The organism is Amycolatopsis ruanii (assembly GCF_003385175.1).
GTDB classification, from domain to species: Bacteria; Actinomycetota; Actinomycetes; order Mycobacteriales; family Pseudonocardiaceae; genus Amycolatopsis_E; species Amycolatopsis_E thermalba.
In genome coordinates, this window is sequence record NZ_PQHY01000008.1 from 65,942 (window position 1) to 90,625 (window position 24,684).

Here is a 24,684-nt window from a genome sequence, read left to right on the forward strand (position 1 = left end):
GGTCCTCGTGGGTCAGTGCGGCGACCTGGCCACCGTGGTCGCGCAGGCCGGCGCCGGCGGCACCGGCGCGGGCGCGGAGGGGCCCTGGTCCGGGCCGGTCGCGTCCGGGCCCGCGGGGATGGCGTCCCGCACCGCCGCCACCAGTTCGGCGAGGCGGGCGCGCGGATCGGCCTGGGTCGGGATCACGACGCGGACCACGTCGTCACCCGGCACGGCCGGATGCACCTCCAGGTCCCGGTCGCCGGCCCGGAACTCGATCCGGTGCGTCCGGCCCGCACCGTCCAGCGCGGTCATCGTGACGCCGTCGGGATGCGCGGACAGGATGACGTCCGCGCGGTCCTGGATGCCCAGCTCGCGAAGCACCGCCTCCACTTCACCGGCGGTGACGAAGGCGTCGACCGGAAGCTCGGCGCCGAAGCGCTGCTCGATCAGCCGGACCTGGTCCGCGATCGCCTCGGCGCGGGCGGTCGGCTGCAGGAAGATCGTGGCCGTACGCCCGCCGCGGTAGGTGAACTGCAACGCCACCCGGCCCGGACCGGTCACCTGGGCGGACACGTGCAGCGGGTGCCCGCCCGGCCCGCCGCGCAGCACGTCCTCGGCCTCGCGCAGCAGCCAGAGATCCTGTTCACGCCCGAGGCTCGGCTCCACCACCGGGTCGCCCTGGCGGATGGCCGTCGTGAAGCGGTCGACGTGGTCCCTTGTGGACGGATACCGGTACCGCAGCACCTCGGTCAGCAGCTCCGGGGTCCAGGACCGCACCTCGGCCAGCTCGGCAGGCAGCGGACCGTCCAACGCCCGCACCCACTCCAGCAGGTGCAGGTGGTCCTCGACCTCCCGCTGCAACATCAGGTCGGCCACCGGGCCGTCGAACTCCGCCGCCGCCACCGAGGGCTCGTCGCGGAAGGAGGTGATGACCTCCTTCACCAGCGCGGTCGCCAGCACACCCAGCGGCTCACCGGGCCGCAGGCCCACCCGGCCCGTCGCCCAGTCGTACACGCCGGACGCGCTGCGGTACGGCGACAACCGGTCCCGCGCCGCCCCGTCGTCCGCGAACGCCTCCGTCAAGCCGCGCTCGCTCAGCTCGAACGACGATGCCGCCTTTGCCTCGATCCGGCGGAGCACCTCGTCCTCGGACACCCCCAGCCGGTCGGCGAGCACGCCCGCGTTCCGCTTCGCGAAGTCCGCCAGCTCCTCCCGCGCGCCGTCGTCGAGGCGCGTGACCACCACCTCGGCCGGCACGCGTGCCCCGGTGAAGGCGGGATTGTCGTACCAGTTGCTGGAGAGCACTTCCCCGTTCTCGCCGAGGGTGTGCTCCCACCAGCCTTCGACGTCGGCGAACGCGATCCGCTCGTGGAGGACCTCGGCGTTCCCGGTGCCCTCTTCGCCGTGGCGCGCCAGCGTCGCGTCGAGGTCGACTCCGGCGGGAGCACGGTGCACGTAGGTCCAGACGGAGCCGGTGAAGTCCCGCAGCTGATCGACCGCGACCAGCAGGTCGCGGGTCGACGCCACCTGGCCGGTGCCCGGTTGCTCGGCGTGCGCCCGGAGGTCGTCGAACCGCAGGTCGCCGCCCGGTGTCCGGGTGATGCCACCGACCTCGGCGAGGACCTCGGGCCGGGTGGCGCGGACGATGAAGAGCGCGTCCTGGGCGTGCGCGCGGCTGCGGTGCAGCGCCACGACCTCGCCGCCGTCCGCGGTCGGCAGGGTGCCGGTGCGCAGGCCCTCGGGCTCACCCAGCGACGTCCCCTCGCCGCGCCGCCACCGCGCGACGGCGTCGGTGATCTGCCACGCGCGGGCCGTGGCGCCGGCGGGCTCCGTCCGCACGTCGTCGGGCACCAGCCGGCCGAGGTCGGCCGGCTCGCGGCCGCCGACGGTCAGCCTCTCCAGTTCCCTCGGCAGCAGCTCCAGAGCCTGCCGCAGGGTCAGCGCGAGCGCCTCCGCCCGGGCGTCCGCGTCCACGGGCACCGCGGGAACGACCACCTCGATCGGCGCGGTCTGGGTGACCTGCCCGCCATCGACGCGCAGCCCGGAGACGTAGAGCCACGAGCCGTCGACCGTGTCGTCGGCCCGGACCCGGATCCCGGCTTGCGCTCCGTCGCCGAGGCGGACGACCCACATCTCACCGCGCCCGGACACGTCGGCGACCGCCTGCGCCTCCACGGCGCCGGGGATCCCGCGGCCGAACAGCTCACGGACCGTGGCCTCGACGACGGCGGCCTCCGTCGTCGTCGCGGCGGCGTCCGGCCACTGGCCGGACAGCGGCACGTCCCGCCCGGAACTGGTCACCGCGGGCGTCCGGCGGAACCGTCGCATCGCGCCGGCGGCCGCCCTGGCCAGCTCGTTCTCCCGGGCCGCCCGCACCGGATGCGTGTCCACGACGACGGCGCCGGGCGTGTGCGTTCCGGCGAAGGTCAGCACCTGCGTGACCTGCGCGCCCTGTCCGGTGAAGGTCACTTCGACCCGGTCCGGAACCTGTTCGGTGTCGCGGACCGGGGTGTCGCCGGACATCAGGCGCACCCGCACCCCGTCGCCGGTGTAGCCGTTCAGCGCCGGGTCCCAGTTCAGCTCGGCGTCCCAGGCGGGCAGGCCCCGGGCGGTGTCGGCGCCGCTGCTGGCCGCCAGCGTCCCCGTCGCCGGATCGAGCTTGAGCGAGAGGTCGGTCCCGCCCGGCCGCGTGTAGTGCAGCCAGCGGCCGTCCGGCCCGGCCGTATCGAGCGGGCCGGTGGAGCCGATCCCCGCGAGGAGCCGGCCGGACCACGAGTGGGCCGGCTCGAGCGGAACGGCGAGGTCGTGCAGGGAAGCGGCGGTGCCCCGGTGCACCTTCGGTCCCGTCGACCCCACGACGTCGAACTCGCGCGCGAGCCCCGTCCGGTGCAGCCCCTGCCACACCGAGTGGTTGATCCGGACGCCGGCACCGAACGGTGTGGTGACGTTGAAGTGCCAGTTGTACCGGTCGTAGACGTGGACCTGGTACTGGACCTCGACCCGCGTGCCGGCCGGCCCCGGCGCCACCTCGACGACACCGCTGACGGTGTAGTAGAAGGTGCCGAGCGCCAGGTGCCAGTCGGCGTTCTGCACCACCATGCGCTCGTTGTCGAAACGCTGCCAGCGGGTGCTGAACGGGAACGTCCCGGACTCGCCACGCGCCTCGGCCGCCCGGACCAGGCGCAGTGCCTCGAAGGCCACCTGCCGTCCGGCGTCCTGGCGCAGGCCCGGGATTTCACGCATCATCCGGTCCGGGTCGACGAGGAAGTCCCGTCCCGTGCCGCCCAGGAAGTGGCGCATCAGCGCCGCCCCGGTCGGGTAGTAGACGGCGGCCGCGCCGCCGATCGAGGTGAGCGCCGCGGCCCGCTGCGCCCGGCCCCACACCGTCGGCGGTTCGACGGCGTACGGGCCGGAACCCGCGCCCATGATGGTGTCACCCGGAGCGGGTTTGGGCGGACGGCCCGGCAGTTCGGGCGTGCCGTTCCCGGCCGCCGTCGAGTCCGGCGTGGACACGTCGATGCCGTGGTCCCGCGCCAGGGCGTCGAGGCTTTCGCGGAGGGCGGGCAGTGCCTGCGTCACCGCGGTCAGGTCACGGCCGGCGATCGACCGCTCGACGGCTTCGCCGAACTGCCGCGCTTCTGCCGCGACCCGGTCCAGCGCCGTACGAGCACCGGCCGTCAGATCCGGTTCCCGCTGCGCGCGGGCGATGCCGTCCAGGATCCGGGCGAGGGGCCCGCGGCCGTCGGCCGCGCCGTGCACCGCGGCTGCGACCTCCACGAGGTCGCGCACCGTGATGCCGTCGCGGTAGGACGGTGCGTCCTCGCCGGCGGGTAGCAGCTCCTCGGCGACGGCCACCCACCGCCCGAAGTCCGCGGGGCCGATGTGCCGCGCGAGCGCCGCGGCCAGGATCGCCTGCGCGAGTTCGCCACCGGCCTGCGTCCGGCCCAGGAACCGGCGGTCGAGCGGCGCGCCGACGGTGTCCATCCAGGTGGTGAAGAACTCCTGCCTGCGCAGGTGCTCGAGCATCGACGAGCCCGGCGGCGGCGCGGCCCGGACGCTCAGCTCGGCCTGCCACGCGTCGACCCATTCGACGGCACGCAGCAGATCGTCGTGCAGTGTGTCGACGATGAACGCACGGTGCACGGCGGTCGCGTCGTCGAAGAGCGTGTCGAACTCGTCGAGCGCGTCGACGAGCGCTCGCATGTACTCGACCTGGATCCCCATGACCACGCCGCCGGGGCCCACCAGCGGAGTGGACAGCTCGCCGAACCAGTCGAGGGACCCGGCGATCGCGTCGTGGGTTTGGGTGGCCAGCCGCTGCCAGTCCGTCTCGTCGATCCAGCCCGGCGCCTGGGGGCGTTCCCGCCCGAGGCTCGGTTCGACGACCGGATCACCCTGCGCCACCGCCAGCGTGAAGCGGTCGACGTGGTCCGTTGTGGACGGATACCGATACCGCAGCACCTCGGTCAGCAGCTCCGGGGTCCAGGACCGCACCTCGGCCAGCTCGGCAGGCAGCGGACCGTCCAACGACCGCACCCACTCCAGCAGGTGCAGGTGGTCCTCGACCTCCCGCTGCAACATCAGATCCGCGGTGGCCCCGTCGAACCGCGCGGCCGCCACGGCGGGCGCATCGCGGAAGGAAGTGATGACCTCCTTCACCAACGCGGTCGCCACTACGCTCAGCGGCTCACCGGCCCGTAGCCCCACCCGGCCGGTCGCCCAGTCGTACACCCCGGACGCACTCAGGTACGGCGACAACCGGTCCCGCGCGGCCTCGTCATCGGGGAACGCCTCCGCAAGGCCCTGCTCGCTCAACTCGAACGCGGACGCGGCCTTCTCGCGGATCCGGCCCGCCAACTCGTCGACCGGCACGCCCAACCGCGCCGCGACGAGGGCGGACCCGCGCACGGCGAACTCGGCGACGTCCCGCGCGGTCAGGACGTCGAGCCGATCGATGCCGGTTTCGGCGGGCGCCCGCACCCCCGCGAAAGCGGGGTTGTCGTGCCAGGTGACGCTGATCAGATCGCGGTGCCGGGTCCGCCTCACCTGCCACCAGCCCCGGACGTCCTCCGGCTCGACCCGGCTGTGCAGCACCCGGCCCTCGCCGGGAACCGGTGTGCCGCGCCGTTCCGCGGTGGCGTCCACGTCCACGCCGCCGGGGGCGTGGTGCTCGTAGATGTAAGTCGTTTCCCCGCCGTTCGAGTTGTCCGCGGCCGCGACGGACAGCACGGGACTGGAGACGACGACCTGCGGGGCCTCCGCGGACGAGCGCTGGAGGTCCTCGTCGAGGACTTCGCGCCGCCTCTTCCCGGTCAGCCCGCCCCGCTGCACTTCCTCGGGAGCGACCGCGGTGCTGGTGTAGAGCGGACCGTGCCGCTGCGCGCGGCTGCGGAAGACGGCCTCGGTCCGCTCGCCGTCCTTCGTGGCGAGCGGACCGGTCCGGCGCCCGGCGGACGCCACCGGCTCCGGGCCGGGCCGGATGCCGTGGGCGAGTGCCGTGAAGGCTTCGTGGAGCCGCCATTCGCGGGACCGCGCGGGGTCCGGGCCCGGCTCGCGCACGTGGGCGGGAACGAGCGTGCCGGTGACGGGCACGGCGGCCTGCTTGCTCTCGACGACGGGCCGGACCATCGCGTCGACCGTGCCCGGCAGCAGCTCCACCGCTTGCCCCAGCGCATGCGCGATGGCGGCGCGGCGGCCGTCGGCGTCGACGGGAACCGGTGGTAGCGCGAGCACCGCCGCGGCGTCCTCGTCGTCCTGGTCCCCGACCCGTATCGGCGGGAGGCGCAGCCACGGATCCGTAACGCTCTCGTCCGGCCGCACCCTCAGGGCGAGCTCGATGCCGTCCTGGAGGCCGAGCAGCCACAGGGTTCCGGCGCCGGCCGGATCCGGCACTGCGCGCGCGGACTCCAGCCCCGAAATTCCGCCGGCGAGCACCTGCGCGACCGCTTCGTCGATGGCGCCCGCGTCGGTGGTCGTGGGCGAAGCGGCGGGCAGTGCCGAGGACAGCAGCACGTCCCGTCCCGGAACCCGCACCACATCCGACGTGATCAAGCGGAGCACCGCCTGCCGGGTCGGACCGTCCAGTTCGCGGATCAGCGCGGACCGGACCGGGTGCGCGCCGTCCGCGGCGATCTCCTCCGGTGTGTACACGCCCCGGAACCCGAGAGTTCCCGTGGTGCCGTCGGGATAACGGACCCGGACGCTGTCGGCCGCGCCCTGCAGTCCGTTCGTGGGCCTGCCGTCGAGCAGCAACTCGACGCGGCCGTCCGCGCCGACGTAGGCGCCTTCGGCCGCGTTCCAGTGCAGCCGCGCGTTCCACTCGTCACGACCGCCGGACTCCCCCGGCGGACGGCTGACGACGATGGAATCCGAACCCGGCTCGAGCCGGAACCAGACGCTGTCGTCGCCGTCCGCCGTGCTGTAGACCTGCCACTGCGCGGCCAACCGCTCCACGGTCGCGGAATCGGGAACGTGCGGCAGCGCCGCGCTCATCAGACCGTCCAGCAGGCGGTCCCGCGGCGACGCCGCGTGGTCGACCGGGATCTCCAGGCCGTACAGCGACAGCAGGGGCCCGCGGTGCACCTTGCGTGCGGTGGACCCGACGATGTCGAACTCGCGCGCCATCCCGGCGCGGTGCAGGATCTGCCATTCGTCGTCCCAGACCCACAGCGGTCCCACCGGGAAACGGTTACCGTGGTGCCAGCTGTACCGGTCGTACACGTGCACCTGGTAGTCGACCTGGACGTCGGGCCGGCCACCGTCACGTCCCGGCAGGACGGTGACGGCTCCGCTGACCGCGAAGTAGAACGTGCCCACTCCGAGGTGCCAGTCCCTGCTCTTCGCCTCGGTCAGGGTGGTGTCGAAGCGCTGCCACGGGGTGGAGAACGGGAACGTCCCGGTTTCGCCACGAGTCTCGGCGGCCCGGGTAAGCCGCAACGCCTCGAACCGCACCTGCGTCGTCGCGGCGTCGTGCAGCGTGGGCAGGGCGCCGAGCAGGTGGTCGGGCTCGACCACGAAGTCCCGGCCGGAGTTGCCGAGGTAGTGCCGCATCATCCCGGCCGCGACGGGCAGGCCCCTCGCCAGGCCCCCGAGGACGATGGCCTGCCCGATCGCCTTCAGCCGCCAGGCCCTGAGACCCGGGCGCTCCGAGCCCCACGTACCGGACCCGCCGCCCATCATGGTCACGCCCAGGACGGGCTTCGGCGGGCGGCCGGGCAGGACCGGGCCCTCCGCGGTGCTCTCGGCCGGACTCGGCCAGTGGGGCGAGGAGACATCGAGGCCGTGCCTGCCCACCGTGCGCAGGCTGGCGCGCAGATCCGCGAGCGCCTCCGCCACCGGCTCCAGCACACCCGGTCGCGCGTCGGCCACCGCGGCATCGAGGGCACGGGCCTTCGTGACGACATCGGCGAGCGCCGTGCGGAGTCCCGCAGGCAGATCGGGCAGCTCCTGCGCCCGCGCGGTCGCCTCGAGCACGCGGGCCACCAGCGTGGGGTGGGCACCGGTTCCGTACACCACGGTCGCGAGGTCGACCAGGTCGGCCAGGGAAACCCCGTCGACGAAAGCGGGGGCGTCCGTCCCGGCGGGCAGGAGTGCCGTCGCGACCGGCCACCAGCGTCCAGGGTCCGCGGGACCGATGTGACGCTGCAGCGCGGCGATCAGATGCGCCTGCGCGTGCCCGCCGCTGGCCCAGGACCGCGCGAGGAACCGGCGGTCGAGCAGGCCCCCGGTGTGCGCCATCCACTCCCGGAACGCCCGCTGCGCGCGGAGGTGCTCGAGCATCGCCGCGCCCGGCGGGGTGTGCGCGTGCACGGTGAGTTCGGGTTCGTGGGCGGAGTACCACTCGTCGAGCCGCACCATGCCGTCGTGCGCACTGCTGATGACGCCCGCTCTGTACGTGGTGTCCTCGGAGGCGACCATGTCGAGGTACGACCGGAGCGTGGCGCGGGAGCTGATCGCGCTCCACTCGGACAGGCGCGGCAAGCTGCGGACCGACTCGGTCCGGCGCTGCAGGCCGTCCGACTCCGCGTGTGCCTCGATCGCGTCCGACAGGAGCTGTACGATCTCGGTCCCCTCGATCCAGCCGCGAGCGGCCGCACCGTCGCGCTGGGCGAACGCCGGGATGTCGCCGTCGCCGAGCACGACGGACCGGTAGGCCAGCACGGCGTGGAGCGCGCCGGCCACCTCGCGTTCCTGGTCCTGCTCGCTCATCCCGTCGGGCAGCGTGAGCCGGTGGGTGGCCGGGTCGCCGGTGGTCAACCGCAGCCGGGCCGCCGGGGCGGCGGGGGCGACGTCGACGACCAGCCGGAACGGCCGGCCCGCGGAGCTGATCGCGGTGAGCGTGGCGGAGGGTGAATCCGTGCCGGGGATGGCCGCAAAGGTGGTGACGGAATCGCTCAGCCGCGCCTGCTCCGCGCCGCGCCGCGCCACTGCGGCGATCACCGCCGGTTCCACGGCCGCAGGGGCCGGGCCCGGGACGCCCGCGTCGCCCAGCCCGGCGGCGTGCGAGGCGAGGTCGGTGAGCAGCGGCACGGCCAGTTCGCCGAGCGCGGACAGCGGAAGCTCCACCTCGGCCCGCGCGTCGCCGGCCAGCTGCGTGCGCAGCGCGTCCGGGTCGGGCCGGCGGCCGGTTCCCTCCCGCACGTCGAGCACGACTTCCCGGTCGCCGGCCGTCAGCGTGATCACCAGGCCGGACGGCGCGGCCTCGACCCGGGCCACCGCATCGGGAACCTGCGTCGCGAGGGTCGCCGAAACCGCCTCCGCCACGGCGCGCTCGCGCCCGAGGCTCGGCTCCACCACCGGGTCGCCCTGGTGGATGGCCGTGGTGAAGCGGTCGACGTGGTCCGTTGTGGACGGATAACGCCACTGCAGCACCTCGCGCAGCAGCTCCGGGCTCCAGGTCCGCACCTCGGCCAGCTCGGTGCTGAGCGGACCGTCCAGCGACTGGGCCCACGCCAGCACGGCCAGGTGGTCGGCGATCTCGCGGTCCAGCATCAGCTCGGCCGGGGCACCGGTGGCGGTCCGCGCGGCCTCGGCCGGCGGCTCGCGGAAGGACGTGACCACCTCCTTGACCAGCCCGGCCGCGACGACGTCCACCGGGGCGCCGACGGCCAGGCCGACGCGGCCGGACTCCCAGTCGTACACCGCGGCGGCCGACAGGTAGGGCGACAGCCGGTCCCAGGCCGCCTGGTCGCCGGCGAATCCGCGGACGATTCCGCGCGCGGACAGCTCGAACGCCCCGGCGAGCTTCTCGTCGATGCGGCGGACGACCTCGTCCTCGGTCACGCCGAGCGCGTCGGCGATGGCGCGCGTGCCCCGCTTGGCGAAGTCCCCGATCTCCGCGCGCGCGGTGTCCAGCGACGCCACCACCGCATCCGCGGACGGGACCAGGTCACCCGGGTGCGGCGGATCCGACGCCTCCGCGGACCGGACCCGCCAGGTGTCCTCCAGGATCCGGCTGTTCACCTGCTCGACCGCGCCGGCCACGGCCTCGGTCAGCGCCGCCTGGCCGGTCATCGGCGGGACGACGATCTCCACCGGCGCCGACTGGACCCACCGCCCCTCCGCGAGGTGGGTGCCGGAGCGGCCCGCGTCCGCCTGCGTCCGCGGGTCCACGTGCAGCTCGACGGCCGGGACCCGGACGCTCGGCGCGGTCGCGGCGGGGTCGACGCGCACCTGGTACTGCCAGCGCAGCCCGTCGGCCCGGGCCGTGCGGACCACCGTCCCGTCCGGACGGGTGACGGTCTCGGTGCGGATCCCGGCGGCGCCGAACGCCGATTCGACCGCCCGCGCCACCTCGTCCGGATCCGCGGTGCGGTCCACTTCGGACGCGGGCAGCTCGATCTCGGCCGCGTCCGTGGTCAGCACCGCGGTCGGCAGCGGGCGCAACGGCTCGGCGCCGTCCGTTCCGGTGAGCGGCTCGGTCGCGAGGTCGCCCACCGCGGGCAGGGTCACGAACTCCCACCGGACCCAGTCCGCGGCCCGCTCGTCCACTGCGGACTGCAGCGCCGCGGGCGTGCGGACACCCAGTTCGACGGCGAGCGGGAGGAGCGCCCGGCGCTGCCAGGACGGTTCGGCGGGCAGCGGGGGCACGACGACCTCCGCCACGCCCGTCTGCACCCATCGCCCGCCGGTCAGCCGCGTGCCCGGTTCGCTGTCGCGCGCGGTGTCCACGTCGACCCGCAGGTCCATCGCGGGCAGCACGACCCGCGCGGTGACCGCGTCCGGGTCGACGCGGACCCGGAACCGGAGCACCGGCCCGTCGCCGCGACCGGCCAGCAGCCAGGTGGTGCCGTCCCCGCCCGGGTCGGGCCGGACCCGCCCGGCCCAGTCCTCGCCGCCGGAGAGCATGTCCCGCAGCGTGTTCTCGATCGCGCGCGGGTCGGTGGTGCGGGCCCGCCAGGGTTCGGCGGGCGCCTGCACGCCCCGCACGATCCGCTCCCGCCCGGGCAGGGTGAGCACGGTCCGCTCGCCCCGACGCAGCTCGCCGACCGGCGCGCCGGTCGCGGGCAGGTCCGCCGCCAGGTTCCGCAGCGGCGGCAGCTCCCCCACCCGCCGATCGGTCTCCAGGCCGCGGACCGTCTCCACGACCGGCAGCCCGACCTTGGCACGCGCGTCCACCAGCGCGGACACGACCATCGTCCGGCGCCATCCCGGCTCGACGGTCACCGGCGGCAGCACGATCTCGGCCCGGCGGTCCTGGGTCCACCGGCCGTCCCGGAGGTCCGCACCCGGTTCGACCCGCAACTCGACGACCGGGAGCGACACGTGCGCCCGGGTCGCGTCCGGATCGACGCGCACGGTGAACCCGAGACCGGTGTCACCGAAGACCCCGGACACGGTCGTGCCGTCGAAGGTGACGTCCCGGGCGCCCGTGGCCTCCAGCGTCTGACGGACGGTGTCGGCGACCAGCGCCGGGTCGGCCGAGGTCACCAGCCCGGGGATGGCCGGCTCGGCGTTGAGCGGCACCGTGCGGTCGAGGGTGTCGTGAGCCGTCACCGGATCGATCGCGAGCACCACCGCCGGATCGGCGGCCCGCGTGCCGGGTTCGCGCGCGGTGACCTCTCGCGTGGCGAGCGCGGGCCAGTCCACGGAAGCCACTTCGGCGGCCTGACCGCGGATGGCGGGTGGCACCTGCGACAGCAGCTCGCCGACCAGCGTCGTGGCCACTTCGGACTGCCACGCCGGGTGGACCGGCACCGGCGGGACCACCGCCACCACCGGATCCTGCACCCAGCGCGCGCCGTCGAACCGCGGCGGCGGGACCCGGACGCTCGGTTCCGTGGCGAACTCGCTCACCTCGACGGTGAGCCGCCACGACGAACCCCGGTCGGTGAGCGTCCACGTGGTGGTGCCACCGTGCGCCTCCCGCACGGCGTGCACCCCCGCGTCGGCCAGCGCGCGCTGGACCGCGTCCGCCATCCCGTCCTGGTCCACCGCGCTCACGACCGCGAGGGGGAAGCTCGCCGTCGTCACCGGCAGCGCCCGTCCCGTCTGCCGTTCGGCTCCCAGGTTCGGCTCCACCGGCGACCGGCCCTCGGCCACGGCCGCCAGCACCTCGGCGGTGTGGTCGAACCGGTTGTGGAAGCTGAGCTGGGACGCGGGCCCGAGCACGGCCTCCTCCCTGGACCGCACCTCCGCGAGCGCCTCGGCGCGGGCGCCACCGGCCGCGTCCAGCCACGCCAGGACGACCCGGTGGTCGGCGGCCCGGCGGCGGCCGAGCGTGCGGCCGATGGCGGCCCGGTCGGCGGTGTCCACGGCCGCGAGGTCGTCGGCCGGTGCGGTCCGGAACGAGGTGACCACGCCGCGGGCTAGTTCGGTGGCGAGGTCGGCCTCCGGCCGTCCGAGGCGCAGGCCCACCCGGCCGGATTCCCAGTCGTAGACGCTGCTCGCGGTGACGTACGGCGCGAGCCGCGCGCGGGCCGCTTCGTCACCCGGGAACGCGCGGGCGATGCCCTGCTCCCCCAGCGCGAAGGCGCTCGCCGCCAGCTGGTCGAACCGCGCCTCCACGGTGGACAGCGGCACGCCGAGCGCGTCGGCGATCGCCGGGGCGCCGGACTTGCCGAAGTCCGCCAGCGCCTGCCGCGTCCCGTCGTCGAGGGCCGTTACCGCACCGGGATCGCCGTCATCCCCTCGCGGGACAGATCCATCGCGTCCAGCAGCTGCCAGAGCATCCGGTGCTCCTCCGGTGTCACCGGAACCCCGTGCCGTTCCAGCAGCTCCACCGTCGTCAGCGTCAGATCCGGCCAGTTCGCCAGCTCGGCGTACTGGACCATCTCCGCGCGGTCCGGCTCCGGGATCCGCGGCCCGAACGTCTCCAGCAGCGTCCCGGCCAGTCCGGTCGCCTCCACCTCGCTCAGGCTCGGCACTTCCGTCAGCGCCGTCAGGTCCTCGCTCACCCGCGCCGCTCGTTTCCTCAGCGGTTCCGGGTCGTCCGGGCTGTCGAACAGCGCCAGCAACGTCCGCAGCTCCTCGCGTTCCCGCGTCGACACCGGGCTGTCCAGCCTCCGCAGTGCCCGGATCAGCGCCTGCACGCTCATCGGCCACTCGCCCACGTTCAGCGTCCGGCGAACCGAGTTCAGCGCCTCGTCGTCCAGCCGGTCCAGGAACCTGCCGGGCAGTTCCTTCATCCGCCGAGCGATCTCCACCTCGGAGAGCTCCATCGTCCCGCCCTCCTTCGCGTTGCGGCGTCCCGTCGCCGCCGGGGTCGTCCAGCGGCTCGGCGTTCTGGATGACGTTGCCGGCGTCGATCGCGACCCTGAGCCGGACGCCATCGTAGTCCCCGTGGACCCACTCCTGTTTCTTGCGGTGGACCGGTTCGAGCGGCCGCCGCGCGAGCGCCTCCGGCCGCAGGCCCTCGGTGACGACCTGCGCGAGGATGCTCTCCAACCGCCCTGGTTCGAACCACTCCGCGGGGAACTTGTCCACCCGCGCCGGGTGATCGGGGTTGCGGATCGCCAGCCGGTTCAGCGTGGGCTGGGGCAGCGTGGGCGCCACTTCGTGCCGGGCCGGCTCCGACGGCACGGGGTTGGTGACCACCCCGCGCCCGCCCTCCAGGGGGTAGGCCGTCGCGACCCATCCGTCCTCGAGCACGGCGACGACGACCATGACGCCGTCGTGCTCCCGGCTCGCCACCCAGGACTGGTGCTCGGCGTCCCACACGACGCGGGTGGGGTGTTCGGCGGTCTGGCGGATGATCGCCTCGGTCCGCGCGTCGTCGTCCTTCCACCGCTCCGGGAACTCGGTCTTGCCCGGCCGGCCGGTGCCGTGGCGGTGACCGCCGCCCCGGTCGCCGTCGAGGATGTGCCCCACGCGGTCCGGCTCGAGCCGGATGCGGTCGGCGGGCGGGCGTCGCGCGTCGAAGATGACGTCCGGGTGGTGCCAGCCGTTCGGCCGGGTGGCGTCGGTGAGCATCGTGACCACCTCGGCCACGGTGCTGCCCCCGGTCAGCGGCGCCACCGCGACACCGGCCGCCGTACCCGGCAGCTCGTGCACCGTGGTGGTCAGCGTCGGGCTGACGTTGTCCAGCTCAGCACGCAACGCGGCGACGTCGTCGTGCACTCGTACCACCGCGACCTCGGTGCCGTCCGGGGTGCGGGCGACGAGGTGACCCCGCCGGGTGTCGTCCTCGCCGTCGAGCCGGGTCAGCGTCACCGACGGCACGTTCAGCTCACCGGCGACCTGCCTGGCCAGACGGCCGCCGGCCAGCCTCCGGCGCACCGCGGGCGTCAGTTCGGCGTCCTGCGGCGCCGGCGGGTTTTCGGTGAGGTGGCGCAGGCGCGACTGCAGCCAGAACCGGCGCGGATCGTTGCGGCCCAGCCGGTCGCGCTGCCGGGCGACCTCCGCCACGCCCGCGGCGTGCCGCACACCGGCCTCGGTGGTCAGGTTGATCTCGACGGCACGGCCGTCGGGCGCCGTCCAGGTGGTGTGCCACCCGTGCCACTGACGCCCGCCGAGCAGCCCCGCGTCCCGCCGGCCCCACGCGCTGTCGACGTCGTCCAGCGTGAAGCCGCGGCTTTCCAGCTCCTCCGCGACCGTGACGCCGTCGGCGAGGTAGTCGTCCGGGTTGACCGTGATGGTGTAGCGGGACGGCCCCTCCTGGGTCACCGCGGCGCCCGGCACCGCCGCGACCGCGACGGTGACGGGGTCCGGCGGGGTGGTGTCCGGCGGCGCGGTGGCCGGTTCGGGCGCGCGCAGCCGGAGCTCGATCGTCTGCCCCGACTGGACGTGGCGCAGCGTGACCCGGCCGTCCTGGACCTCGCCGTGCGCGAAGCCGCGCCAGGCGAACTCCCGCACGAGTGAGTCGGCGACCGAGGCGTCGTCCACGTCGACGGTGAACCGGGCCGGCCCGTCCTGAGCCAGGCCGGCGAGCGTGGTCGGCCGGAGCCGGGCCCCGTCGACGGCGGCGACGGCGTCCTGGAACGGCTCCCGCCAGGTGCCCGGCTCCTGCGGTTCGGGGCGGCCGGCTTCGGTGTTCGGGCCCGGGAGGGGTTCGGCCTGCAGGACTTTTCCGTCGGGAGCCACGACCGCCGCGATCGTCACCCCGTCGCGGTCGCCGCGAACGGCCCACAACCCCGTTTCTTCGTCGAACCTGGCCACATCCGGCCGCTGGACGACGTCCCGCACCACCTCACCGAGCGCGGACCGGGGGTTCGTGCCGTCGCCGAACCACCGCGCGGCGATCCGGATGTGCTCGGGGGAGGTCGCTTCCGGCCCGTGCCGCTCCAGCATCCGGTCGAGCACGTCGCCGGACACCTCGAGGTCGCCCAGTGCCGGCCGCTGCTCGTGGTCGAGCACGGTGTCCCAGGCGTTCGCCCGGGCACCGGAGGGCAGTTCGACGGTGTCCAGGCCGTCCGGCTCGAGCACGCCGCGCAGGATCTCGTTCCGGAGCCCGGCGTGCGGGCCGTCCGGATCCAGCCGGGCGGCCTGGGCCCGTGCCGCCACCGACTCCGGTGTGCCGAACCGCAGCACGATCGACTCGCCGGTGACCGGGTTGGTCCACCGGGTGACGACCCCGGATCCGGCGTGGTCCCAGTGCAGCTCGGTGGTCTCCGGGCGCAGGCCGGACTCCGCCAGCGCCCGCACCGTCGTCTGGACGCCGTCGCGGAATCCGGGGGCATCGGGCAGGCGCACCGAGTAGTGGGACGGCGCGCCCGCCGCCGACGGCGGCGCCAGCGGGTCGGGCACCAGGCGGGCGCCGCGGACCGCCGTCATCACGGTCCGGGCCAGCGGGGTGACCGCGGGATCGCGGTACAGGGCCACCGTGCCGTCGGTCAGGTCGCCCAGCCCCTGCAGGGTCGTGCCGACCTCGCCGAGCACGTGGCGCCACTTCACCCGCTCCGCGATGGTGCGCTGGAAGCCGTCGCTGAGCGTCTTGTCCGACACCCGGAGCTGCAGGGGCTCCGCCTGGACCCCGTCGGCCGTGAAGCGGGGGTAGACGACCTGGTACTCGCCGGCGGCCAGGCCGGAGTCGACCGCCAGGACCGCGTCGACGGTGACGTCGTCGTAGACGAGCCGCACGGTCTCGTCGTGGAACTCCACCCGCTGCGGCAGCCGGGCGCCCGGCTCGGACAGGCGGTTCAACGGGATCGGGTCGCCGAGCGACGGCGCCGACGGCGTGAGCACGGCGGCCGGCGCCGTGGTCTGGCCCAGTCCGCGCGCGAAGGACTCGAACTCCTGGACGACCGCTTCGCTGTCCGCGGTGGTGTCCCGCGTGACCGCGACCGAACCGCTGACCGGCTCGCCCGGCACCCGCGCCAGGGCGCGGCGGTTGACCGCGTGGTGCGGCTGGTCGCGTCCCGGCACACCGTCGGCGACGGTCCGCAGGCCCGCTTCCAGCAGCGCGTCCAGGTCGCCGCGGCCGATCCGGATGGTCGCCTCGCCGGTCTGCCGTGCGGAGCCGTCGGCCCGCACCTGCCAGGTGCCGGGGTCGACCTGCACGTGGTTGTCGGGAACCCGGTCGTCCAGCTGGACGCGCACGAGGATGCGGTTGCCGTTGCCGTACTCCACGACCAGCGGGCCCTCGCCCGGGTCGCCGTGCAGCGCGGTGGCGACGCGCGGGCTCGCGAGACTGTTGTCCGGCGCGGACTCCTGGCGGCGGGCGATCGCGTCGGTCAGGTCCTGGTCGCCCGGGGCCGCCGGCATGGCGTCCGGGCCGGCCTGCACCGTGCGCGGCAGCGCGTGCCACGTCGTGCCCGGTTCCTGCGGCGTCATCCCGCCGACGGCCGGGCCCGCGTTGGTGTGCACCAGGGACGGCGTGAGGTCGTCGGGCAACGGGGCGCGGGCGAACAGGTGCTCCAGGACCTGGTCCATCATGGCCCGGTTGTTCTGCATCACCTCGGTCATCTGCTCGGACACGAGGCTGGAGACGTGGACCTCGTCGCCCCGCACCTCGACCGCGCCGGCCGGGAGGTCGTCGTTCAGGGTCAGGAAGAACTCGGCGGTCTGGTTGTGCGGCGAGATGACGCTGAACATGCCGGTCTCCCGGTCCACCTGGACCGTGTAACCTTCCGCGTTCAGCGCGTCGAGGGTGCGGGCGGTGACCGCGGTCGCCGTCTCCGGCCCGCGCTCGGCCTTCTCCGGCGGGTTCTCCGGGGTGAACTGCTGCCGGTGTTCGCGGGTGTCCGTCGTCTCGGGCCGGCTGCCGGAGTCCGCGTCGCCCGTGGAGGAATCCGGGTTCTGCGTGGACTCACCGTCGCGAGTGGACGAATCGGGAGCCTGGGTGCTGTCACCCTCCCGACGCCCACCGTCCGCGGCGTCCGGGGTCTGCGTGGTGTCACCGTCGCGAGTGGACGGTTCCGGGTTCGCCTCCGGTGTCCGGGTGCGGTTCTGGGCCGCCGTCTCGTCCCGGCCGGTCTGGGTGCGGTGGTCGGTGTCCGGCTGCGTCGTACGGCCGGTGTCGCGCGTCGGCTCGGCAGTCCGGTCCCCGCCGGGCTGGTCCGCGCCCGCGGTGGCCACCCGGCGCTGTTCCTCGGGCGCCGTCCGGGTGTCGTCGCCGGACGAGGTCTCTTCGGTCTCCGGCTTGGTGCTCTCGTCCGGCGTCGTCCGCCGCGGTTCGCCGGACTGCTCGCCGGTGCGGCCGTTGCGGGAGGGCGAATCCCCCGCGTTCTGCGCGGAACCGGAGCCGCCCGACCGGCTCGACCCGCCGGCGCCGGACGCCGCTCCGCCCCGGGTCGCCGGACCCGAGCCGCTGCTCGACCCGCCACCCGAGCCGGACGACGTGCTCGCCGACCCACCCGACCCGCCGGTCCCGCCGCCGGTCGCGGTCTGGGTCGCGCCACCGCCGAAGTGCCCGGCGGCGGGCGCGGCGCCGTCCCCGGTCCACGTGACACCGGCCGGCACCTGCCCGGGCTGCTGCGCGATGAAGTTCGAGAAGTCGGTGCCCGCGTGGAAACCCGTCAGCAGCCGGCGGTCGGCCAGGTTCATCGAGAAGTGGCTCTTGAACTCCTTGATCGACGTGCCGCCCGCGTAGAGCTCCTGCACGCCGCCCATCGCGCCACCGAGCGCGGCCTTCTTGAGGTTCTCCCAGCTGAGCGGGTCCTCCCCCGCCTGCTGGCCGCCGCGCGCGTTCCGGGCGGTGGTGTCGTGCGGCGTCCCCTCCGCGTTCGTCAGCTTGTCCATGCCGGCGGTGAACCCCACCGACCCGACCTGGCCGATGACACCACCCGCGGCACCGAGGATGACGTGCGCCGGCAGCCCCGCGGCCAGCGCCAGCGGACCGCCACCGAGCGAGGCGCCGACGAACCCCGCGGCGACGTTGGTGAAGTTGACCCGGTACCTGTCGCCCATCTCGATGTCGGTCAGGACCTCGCCACCCAAGGCGCCGCCCGCGCCGTACATCGCACCGCTGCGCACGCTGTAGCCGACCAGCCGCTGGCCGATGACCTTGCCCGCGCCGCCCCGCGCGACGTGGGTGGCCACCGCCTCCGCGAGCCTGCGCTGCATCTCGGGCGTGAGGCCGCCCTTCTGGACCGCGCGCTGGGTGATCCGCTCGGCCACCTCCCGGCCGCCGTACCCGCGTCCGAGCTGCTGGGCGATCTCCCTCCGGATGGCCGGGTTCTTGAACTGCGGCATGATCCGCATCAGGGTGCGCTCGACCTCGCGCGCCCCGATCCGGCCCGCCGTGTGCGCGAGGTAGATCCGCCAGCCGCGGGCGATCGCCGCGCCGGCGCCCTTGATCGAGAACTGCTTGATCGCCTGCTTGATCGAGATCTCGGCGACCTCGGCGATCGCCTTGCGCATCAGGGCGCGCAGAGCGAGCCCCGTCGCGGTGATGGACCCGGGGATGCCGGCCAGGCTGCCACCGAGGCTGGGCACCGCGGCGGCCAGCGAGACGGCGATCTCCGTGACGGTCATGACCAGCATGACCTCGTAGCTGTTCTTCGCCAGCGCGAGGCTGGTCTGGAACTGCCCGACGCCCATCCCCATTTCCATGGCGTTCTGGGCCGCGCCGAGGATGACCTTGCTGAACTGGGTCGACGCCGCGCTGAACTGCGCCGGTGCGGCACCCTGGTAGCCCTGCGTCACCATCTCGGTGAGCGCGCCCAGCTGCGTCTGCAGGTCGGCCAGGTCCAGGCCGTTGGTGCTCCAGAAGTCGACGAGGGGCTGGATGTCGTCCGGGTGCGCCTCCGGGTACTCGCCGAGCCACCCGTCGATCGCCGCGCGGACGATCGGCGGGAGGACCGGGATCCCGACCCAGTCGTTGACGTCGCGGATGAACTCGTCCGCCGCGTCCCCGAAGTCCGCCAACAGCTGCGCGAAGTACGCGAAACCATCATCGATGGTTCTGTGCACTCCCATTGGCGGACCTCTCGGACGGGTGGATTCGGCTGATCAGGCGGGCGGGTTGATCTTGCTGATCTCCGCGTCGTTGTCCAGCTCGGCGCCCATCTGCGTGTCGATCGCCGATCGCAGGCCACCGCCGAGGTCACCCAGCTCGTCGCCGATCTGCTTCATCGACGCGAAGAACTGCCCCGCGTTGGTCGCATCGAAGCCCGGCACGCCGGTCGACGCCGGGGTGCCCCGGTAGGTCGGCTTGAACTGCTTGCCGAGATCGTCGTTGCCGAAGACGGACATGTCCGGGCCGACCTTCTGGTCGTGCTCGCTGTTGGCGGCGCTCGCCAGCTTCGCCAGGTCGGCGCCGTTGAGCGCGATCTGGTCGCCGAGCGAGCGGATCTCCGCGGGGCTGGTGCTGATCTCGAGGTAGCTCACCGGTCTTCCTTCCCTTCTGCGTAGATGTCTGCGTCCAGGCGGTTCATCAGCTGGCCGATGGTGTCACTCTCGTTGGAGCGCAACTCGTGCTGCAGCGAGTACATGTCGGCCGGGAACTGCCCGGCCATGATCTCCTCGCGCTGCTGGTTGATGTCGGTGACGGCGTCACGGGAAGCGGCCAGGATCGCGGCCTGCAGCGCCGCGGCGTCGGGCTTGCGGAACACGCGCGGATCGATGTCGATGTCGGCCAGCTGTCCCCGCGGCCCCACCACGACCTTGACCAGTCTGTCCGGTGACCAGCCCACCCCGGTGAGCTGCATCATCCGCTGACTGGCCTTCGGCAGCTCCTCGGTGGCTTTCTTGATCTGCTCGAGCATGCCGATCAGCGCGGGATTCACGCGCCCCGAAGGGGAACTCATGACTACCTCCGTCCATCCGGCACAGTGGCGACATTGCCATGAACACCGGTCGCTCCGCTAGCATCGCCGCCGTGAACTCCAAGCGCCTCCGTGCGGCACTGGTCACCGCGGCCGTCGGGCTCGCCGTCGTGGCGGTGGCCCCGCCGGCCGCGCGGGCCCAGCAGAACTGTGTCGTTTCCGGGACGCTCGTGGTTCCCGTTCCGTGGTCGCAACAATTGCTGGCACCCGATCGGGTGTGGCCGCTGACCACCGGGGCCGGCCAGCGCGTCGCCGTGGTCAGCACCGGTGCGGCGGACAATCCGCAGCTCGCCGGGCATCTGGCCGAGCGGGCGAACTTCGCGCCGGCGGACATCGGAGAGTCCAGCGGCAGCCCGGACTGTCTCGGCACCGGCACCGGGGTGAGCGGCATCATCGCCGCGCAGCCCACGTCCGTGGTGGGGTTCCACGGCATGGCCCCGGGTGCGCAGATCCTGTCCGCGAAGGTCGTCGGCGACTCGTACCCGACGGGCCGCGAACCGCGGGAGAGCGTGGCGCCCCAGGTCCTGGCCGCCGCGATCAACTGGGCGGTCGACCGCAACGCGAGCGTCATCGCCGTCCCGACGATCACCTACGAGGACAACGGTGCCCTGCGCGGCGCGGTGCAGCGGGCGCTGTCGCGCAACATCGTGGTGGTGGCCGCCGTCGGCGAGCGGCAGTCGAACGAAGCACCGGGCCTGGTGCCCTACCCGGCCGGCTACGACGGCGTGATCGGAGTGGGGTCCCTCGCCGAGAGCGGGCTGGTCACCCAGGATTCGCGTGCCACGGCGGTCGACCTGGTCGCCCCGGGCGCCAACGTCGTCACGACGTTCCCGAACACCGGACTGGGCGCGGTGGCCGGCACCGAGTTCGCCACCGCGTACGTGGCCGGCACGGTCGCGCTGGTCCGCTCCCACCTGCCCCAGCTGTCCAATCAGGACGTCGCGAAACGGCTGTACGCCACGGCGGCACCGGCCCCGGAAGGCACCGGAAGCGCCTCCTACGGCTACGGCGTGGTGAACCCGTACCAGGCGGTGTCCGACCAGGTGGCCGCGGGAAACCCGGTGGCGCTCCCGCCCCTGGTCCCGCCGACGATCCCGCCGGACGTCGCCGCCCGGCAAGCCGCTGAGGACCGCAGCGACGACTGGGCCTTCGGCCTCGCCGCGGGCGGCTTCGCCCTCGTGGTGCTGGTGAGCGCGATCGTCGTGTTCGGACCGCTCGGCCGTCGCCGCCGCTGGCGTGCCGGGCTGGCTCCCGTTCCGCAGGACCGGCCCGAGGACGAGCGTCCCGAGCCGCCGGTGGAACTGTTCAGCGACCGCCCCAAGCGGTCGTGACGTCCTTCCCTGGCACAACGATTCCTCCCCTGCGTTCCCGAGCGTGAGACAAACCGGTCCCGGAGCGCGGACACGCTCCGGGACCGGCGGTGGTGATGAGATCTCAGGCTTGGAAGGCCCTGCTCGCCTGCTGGTCCGCGTTGAACGCGTTCTCCATCGCCTTGATCACGGCCTGGCCGAACTGCGCGCGGGTCGAGGCGTACTGGACCAGCTGCTTGTTCCACTCCACGTGCGCCTGCTCGAACGCGCTCGCGGCGGCACCTTCCCAGTCCGCACCGAGGATGCCCTTGGCCTGCGCCATGAAGTCGTCGAAGAGGTCTTCCAGGTCGGTCGACTTCTTGATGTTGGACGAACCGGCGTCCCCCACCATGCTCGTGTACTTGAGACGTCCATCCATGTCTCGGTCCCCTTTCGGTGAGGTCGGGCGACGGCCTACAGGCGGCCGAAGTTCATGCCCGAAGCGGCGGCGCTGATGGCGCTGGAGTCGTCGTCGTCCTGGTTGGTCAGGATGTTCTGGGTGCCCGTGATCCCGTTCATCAGCCTGTCGAGGATCGGGGCGAGGTTGCTGTGCCAGAAGGCCAGCAGGTCGGACGACGAGAGCTGACCGGTCGACGAGGCCTTGCCGGCCCATTCCGACCCGACGACGTTCTCGAGGTCGCCGTGCATGCTCTTGCAGATCTCCTCGCCGCGTGTCTTGGCATCGGCGAGGAGCTGGTTCAGCCTGGTGACTTGATCATGTACGAGATTCAGGGCCACGCCTGTCACCCCCCATGTCGCGGGACATTTACCAGCAGAGTAGGCGCGGCGGCTGACAACCCCCCGTCGCCCCGTACCACCCTGACACGGGACAAAACCGCTGGTCAAGACTTCTCGTCAGAAGTTCACCGGCTCCTGGTGCGGGTGGACTACGGGACCGCCGACAGCATCGCCGCCGACGGGTTCAGCGTCGGGCCCTCCGGGATGCGCTGCACGAGCGCGGCGGGGATGTCGACCGCCGACGACGCGGAATACCCCAGCTGACCCAGCACCTTGTCGTCGGGCACCGGGTAGCGCAGGCCGGCGTCGGTGACCAGCGTGTACGCCCCCGTGGTCGCGGTGGCCGAGGGCAGCACCCGCACCACGGCGACGCCGCCCGGCGGGACCAGCACCCGGTCGGCCAGCTTCGTGCCGGTGCCGCTCTCCGCGGTGGTGTCGATGGCCGGGTCCAGGACGCTCGTGTCGCCGCCGATCGAGATCACCGGGTCGGTGCGGGCGTCGTGGGTTTCCGAGCACAGCGCGGCGCGGCCCTCGGCGGGCACGGTGACCAGGTCCGGGGGCAGCGCCGGCGGCGCCGCCTCGCCCTCGGCGGGCACCAGCGCGTTGCTGGTCGGGGCGGCGTTCGCGGCCGCGGCGGTGATCTCCCTGGGCCGCACCGAGTACTGGCCGGAGATGATCCGCACCTGCAGCTCGGTCAGCGGCGCCAGCCCCTCCTGCCGCACCAGGTAGTACTGCACGCCGCGGGACAGCGGGTAGTAGACCACGTCACCGACGGCGAACCCGCTGAGCACGGCGGACGGCGAACCCTGGCCGGGCACGTCGATCCGCCCGATGTCCTGCCCCACCGGCAGGCCGTTCAGCCAGGCCGTGCCCGCGTCCACCGGACCGGCCTGCGCGCCGAACACCGAGCGGATCACCGCGCCGTCGGTGATCCGGTAGCGGTGGTTGTTCCACACCAGGTAGACGGTGCCGTCGGTGGAGTCGCTGGCCAGGATCGCGCGCTGGCCCAGCGGCACCCCGCCCGGCATGGACTGCCCGACCATCAGCGTGGTCGTGGTCAGCGGAGCGCCGGCCAGGTTCTGGCCCAGCACCGAGCACATCGTCCACGGCGTCGCGGTCGCGCGGCCGGCGGGCGGCAGCGAGTCCGGCGCACCGGGAATGCCCACCGCGGGCCTGCGCGGCAGGCCGGCCAGGTTCTTGCCCGCCACGCGGTGCGGCCCGGCCTTGTCCGCGCTGGTCAGCAGCCGCGCCGAGGCGTAGTTCAGGGTCGGCTGCAGCTCCCCGGACTGGTACACGAAGGTCGCGCCGGTCTCCCGCTCGATGATCACCGCGCCGTCCGTTTTCCAGGACGTGCCGCCGACTCCGGTGAACACGCCGTACACGCCGAAGCCCGCGGCGATGAGCACCGCGATCATGACCCCGGCGAACACCGCGCCCACTCCGCGCCGCAGCGGGGTCAGCTCCGGATCGGTCTCGTGCACGATGAGCGCGGAGGTGACCCGCTGCATCATGAACTGGTAGGCCTGCAGCTGGTCGCGACGAGTGGGCACGCCTATCCCTCAGCCGATCGAGGCCATGAGGCCCTGGACGTAGGTGAAGAATCCGGTGATGAACCCCGCGAACGGGATGAGGGCCACGATAGCCATGACGTCCACGATGTCGGCGATGCGGCCGAACCACGGCGAGGGGTTCTTGCGGGAGTAGACCAGCCCGGCGGCCGCGACCAGCAGCGCGAGCACCACCAGCGCCAGCAGGAACAGCCCGAGCCCGCCGTTGCCCGACGCGGTGCCGAAGCACCAGGCGGCCAGCAGCGCGAACACCCACAGCCCGGCGACCAGCAACGGGATCCGCTGGCGCGGCACCGGGAACAGCCGGGCACGCAGCAGCAGCGCCGCGCACGCCAGGATCAGCATGATCAGCCGCGACCCGCCGGCGTGCGCGGCGAGCGGGATCGCCGCGCACGCACTGATCAGCGCGGCGCCGGTGAGGAAACCGGTGAGCAGCTCGTCGGCGCGGGCGGCCGCGTCGAACACCGCCGGGGTGGCCGGGTGCGGTTCGTCGTTGAGCAGGTCGGCCGACCGCTGCGGCAGCGCGGGCAGCGGCACCCGGCCCAGCCGCAGCGCGAGCCACGGATATCCGGGCAGCAGACCGATCGCGATGGTCAGGACCAGCGCGCCGGCCGCGTCCGGGTCCATCCAGCCGCCGAACAACGCCCCCAGCGCGCCGAGGAAACCGGTGGTGATGGCGGCGACGAACACCCGGCTCGTCGCGCCGACGCCGAGGTAGCCGACGATGCCGAACACCAGCAGCGAGATGGCGCCCAGCAGCAGCTGCGCGGAGCCGAAGGAGAACAGCCCCAGGTGGTCCGGCGCGGTCGGCAGGTACCCGCCGAGGAAGGCGTACGGCAGCGCCGATCCGGCGAACACCGCGCCCGCGTAGGCGTCCGGCACCGCGCGCGCGACGACGATGCCCAGCGCGGTCAGGACCACCGCGGCGGCCAGCGTGATCAGGCCGGCGTCGAGCCACGGTGGTTCGAACAACAGGGACACCAGGCTGCCCCCGCACAGCAGCACCGCCGCGATGACGAGCCCTGCCCGCCGGGTGGCGGCGCGGCCCCAGCTGCGGCCGTAGCGCCGGGCGCCGCTGGCGATCGCCTCGACCAGGTCGTCGTACTCGATCTCCGGCCAGTCCACCGGACCCGGGACCAGGTGCAGGATCTCGCCGTCGCGCACCTGCTGCGCGGCGAGCGTCTGCTGCCCGTCGAGGCGTTCGCCGGTGGGCCGCCGCAGCGACCAGCCGCCGTGCTGCTCGCCGGTGTCCGGCGCGTCCTCGCCCGCGTGGCGCAGGATGTACGGGAGCAGTTCCGCGACCGGCACGTTCTCCGGGAGCGCGACGTCGATCCCGCGCTTGGGCGTGGTGATGCTCACCTTCGCGAGGGTCGTGCCCATCGCCGACGTCATGCTGCCCCTACC

The 24,684-nt window shown here is 73.8% G+C and carries 8 protein-coding genes; 1 reads left to right on the forward strand and 7 read right to left on the reverse strand.

What is annotated here, in order from left to right:
* Positions 1-12: 12 nt before the first annotated feature.
* From D0D28_RS06380 to D0D28_RS06390, 3 genes are read right to left on the reverse strand one after another with little or no spacing between them, the layout of a single operon-like run.
* Positions 13-18,777 carry a hypothetical protein gene (locus tag D0D28_RS06380; protein ID WP_116110048.1) on the reverse strand — a complete coding sequence of 6,255 codons (18,765 nt, stop codon included), beginning with the start codon at positions 18,775-18,777 and terminating at the stop codon, positions 13-15.
* Positions 18,778-18,810: 33 nt separating this feature from the next.
* Complete coding sequence (locus D0D28_RS06385) at positions 18,811-19,188, reverse strand: hypothetical protein (RefSeq protein WP_094004909.1); 378 nt, start codon at positions 19,186-19,188, stop codon at positions 18,811-18,813.
* Positions 19,185-19,607, reverse strand: coding sequence for a YbaB/EbfC family nucleoid-associated protein (locus D0D28_RS06390; protein WP_233157193.1), 423 nt, complete (start codon positions 19,605-19,607; stop codon positions 19,185-19,187). The genes D0D28_RS06385 and D0D28_RS06390 overlap by 4 nt, the downstream gene beginning before the upstream one ends.
* A gap of 71 nt (positions 19,608-19,678) precedes the next feature.
* On the opposite strand from D0D28_RS06390, the gene D0D28_RS06395 reads away from it, so the two are divergent.
* Entirely contained in the window at positions 19,679-20,956 is a 1,278-nt protein-coding gene (locus D0D28_RS06395; RefSeq protein ID WP_233157192.1) for a S8 family serine peptidase, read from the forward strand.
* A gap of 103 nt (positions 20,957-21,059) precedes the next feature.
* Here the strand turns inward: D0D28_RS06395 and D0D28_RS06400 are convergent, their stop codons facing one another.
* The 4 genes from D0D28_RS06400 to eccD all read right to left on the reverse strand — a co-directional run bounded on the left by D0D28_RS06400 (position 21,060) and on the right by eccD (position 24,672).
* Positions 21,060-21,353, reverse strand: a complete 294-nt coding sequence (locus D0D28_RS06400; protein WP_233157191.1) for a WXG100 family type VII secretion target — start codon at positions 21,351-21,353, stop codon at positions 21,060-21,062.
* Positions 21,354-21,388: 35 nt separating this feature from the next.
* On the reverse strand, positions 21,389-21,712 hold the full coding sequence (locus D0D28_RS06405) for a hypothetical protein (RefSeq protein WP_233157190.1): 324 nt from the start codon (positions 21,710-21,712) through the stop codon (positions 21,389-21,391).
* A gap of 149 nt (positions 21,713-21,861) precedes the next feature.
* On the reverse strand, positions 21,862-23,262 hold the full coding sequence (eccB, locus tag D0D28_RS06410; protein WP_116110050.1) for a type VII secretion protein EccB: 1,401 nt from the start codon (positions 23,260-23,262) through the stop codon (positions 21,862-21,864).
* Positions 23,263-23,271: 9 nt separating this feature from the next.
* On the reverse strand, positions 23,272-24,672 hold the full coding sequence (eccD, locus tag D0D28_RS06415; RefSeq protein ID WP_094004904.1) for a type VII secretion integral membrane protein EccD: 1,401 nt from the start codon (positions 24,670-24,672) through the stop codon (positions 23,272-23,274).
* Positions 24,673-24,684: the final 12 nt, after the last annotated feature.

What these genes read in the sequence shown, in the direction of transcription:
- D0D28_RS06380 (WP_116110048.1), bottom strand. Translation starts at nt 18,777, where the DNA reads ATGGGAGTGCACAGAACCATCGATGATGGTTTCGCGTACTTCGCGCAG.
- D0D28_RS06390 (WP_233157193.1), bottom strand. Translation starts at nt 19,607, where the DNA reads ATGAGTTCCCCTTCGGGGCGCGTGAATCCCGCGCTGATCGGCATGCTC.
- D0D28_RS06400 (WP_233157191.1), bottom strand. Translation starts at nt 21,353, where the DNA reads ATGGATGGACGTCTCAAGTACACGAGCATGGTGGGGGACGCCGGTTCG.
- eccD (WP_094004904.1), bottom strand. Translation starts at nt 24,672, where the DNA reads ATGACGTCGGCGATGGGCACGACCCTCGCGAAGGTGAGCATCACCACG.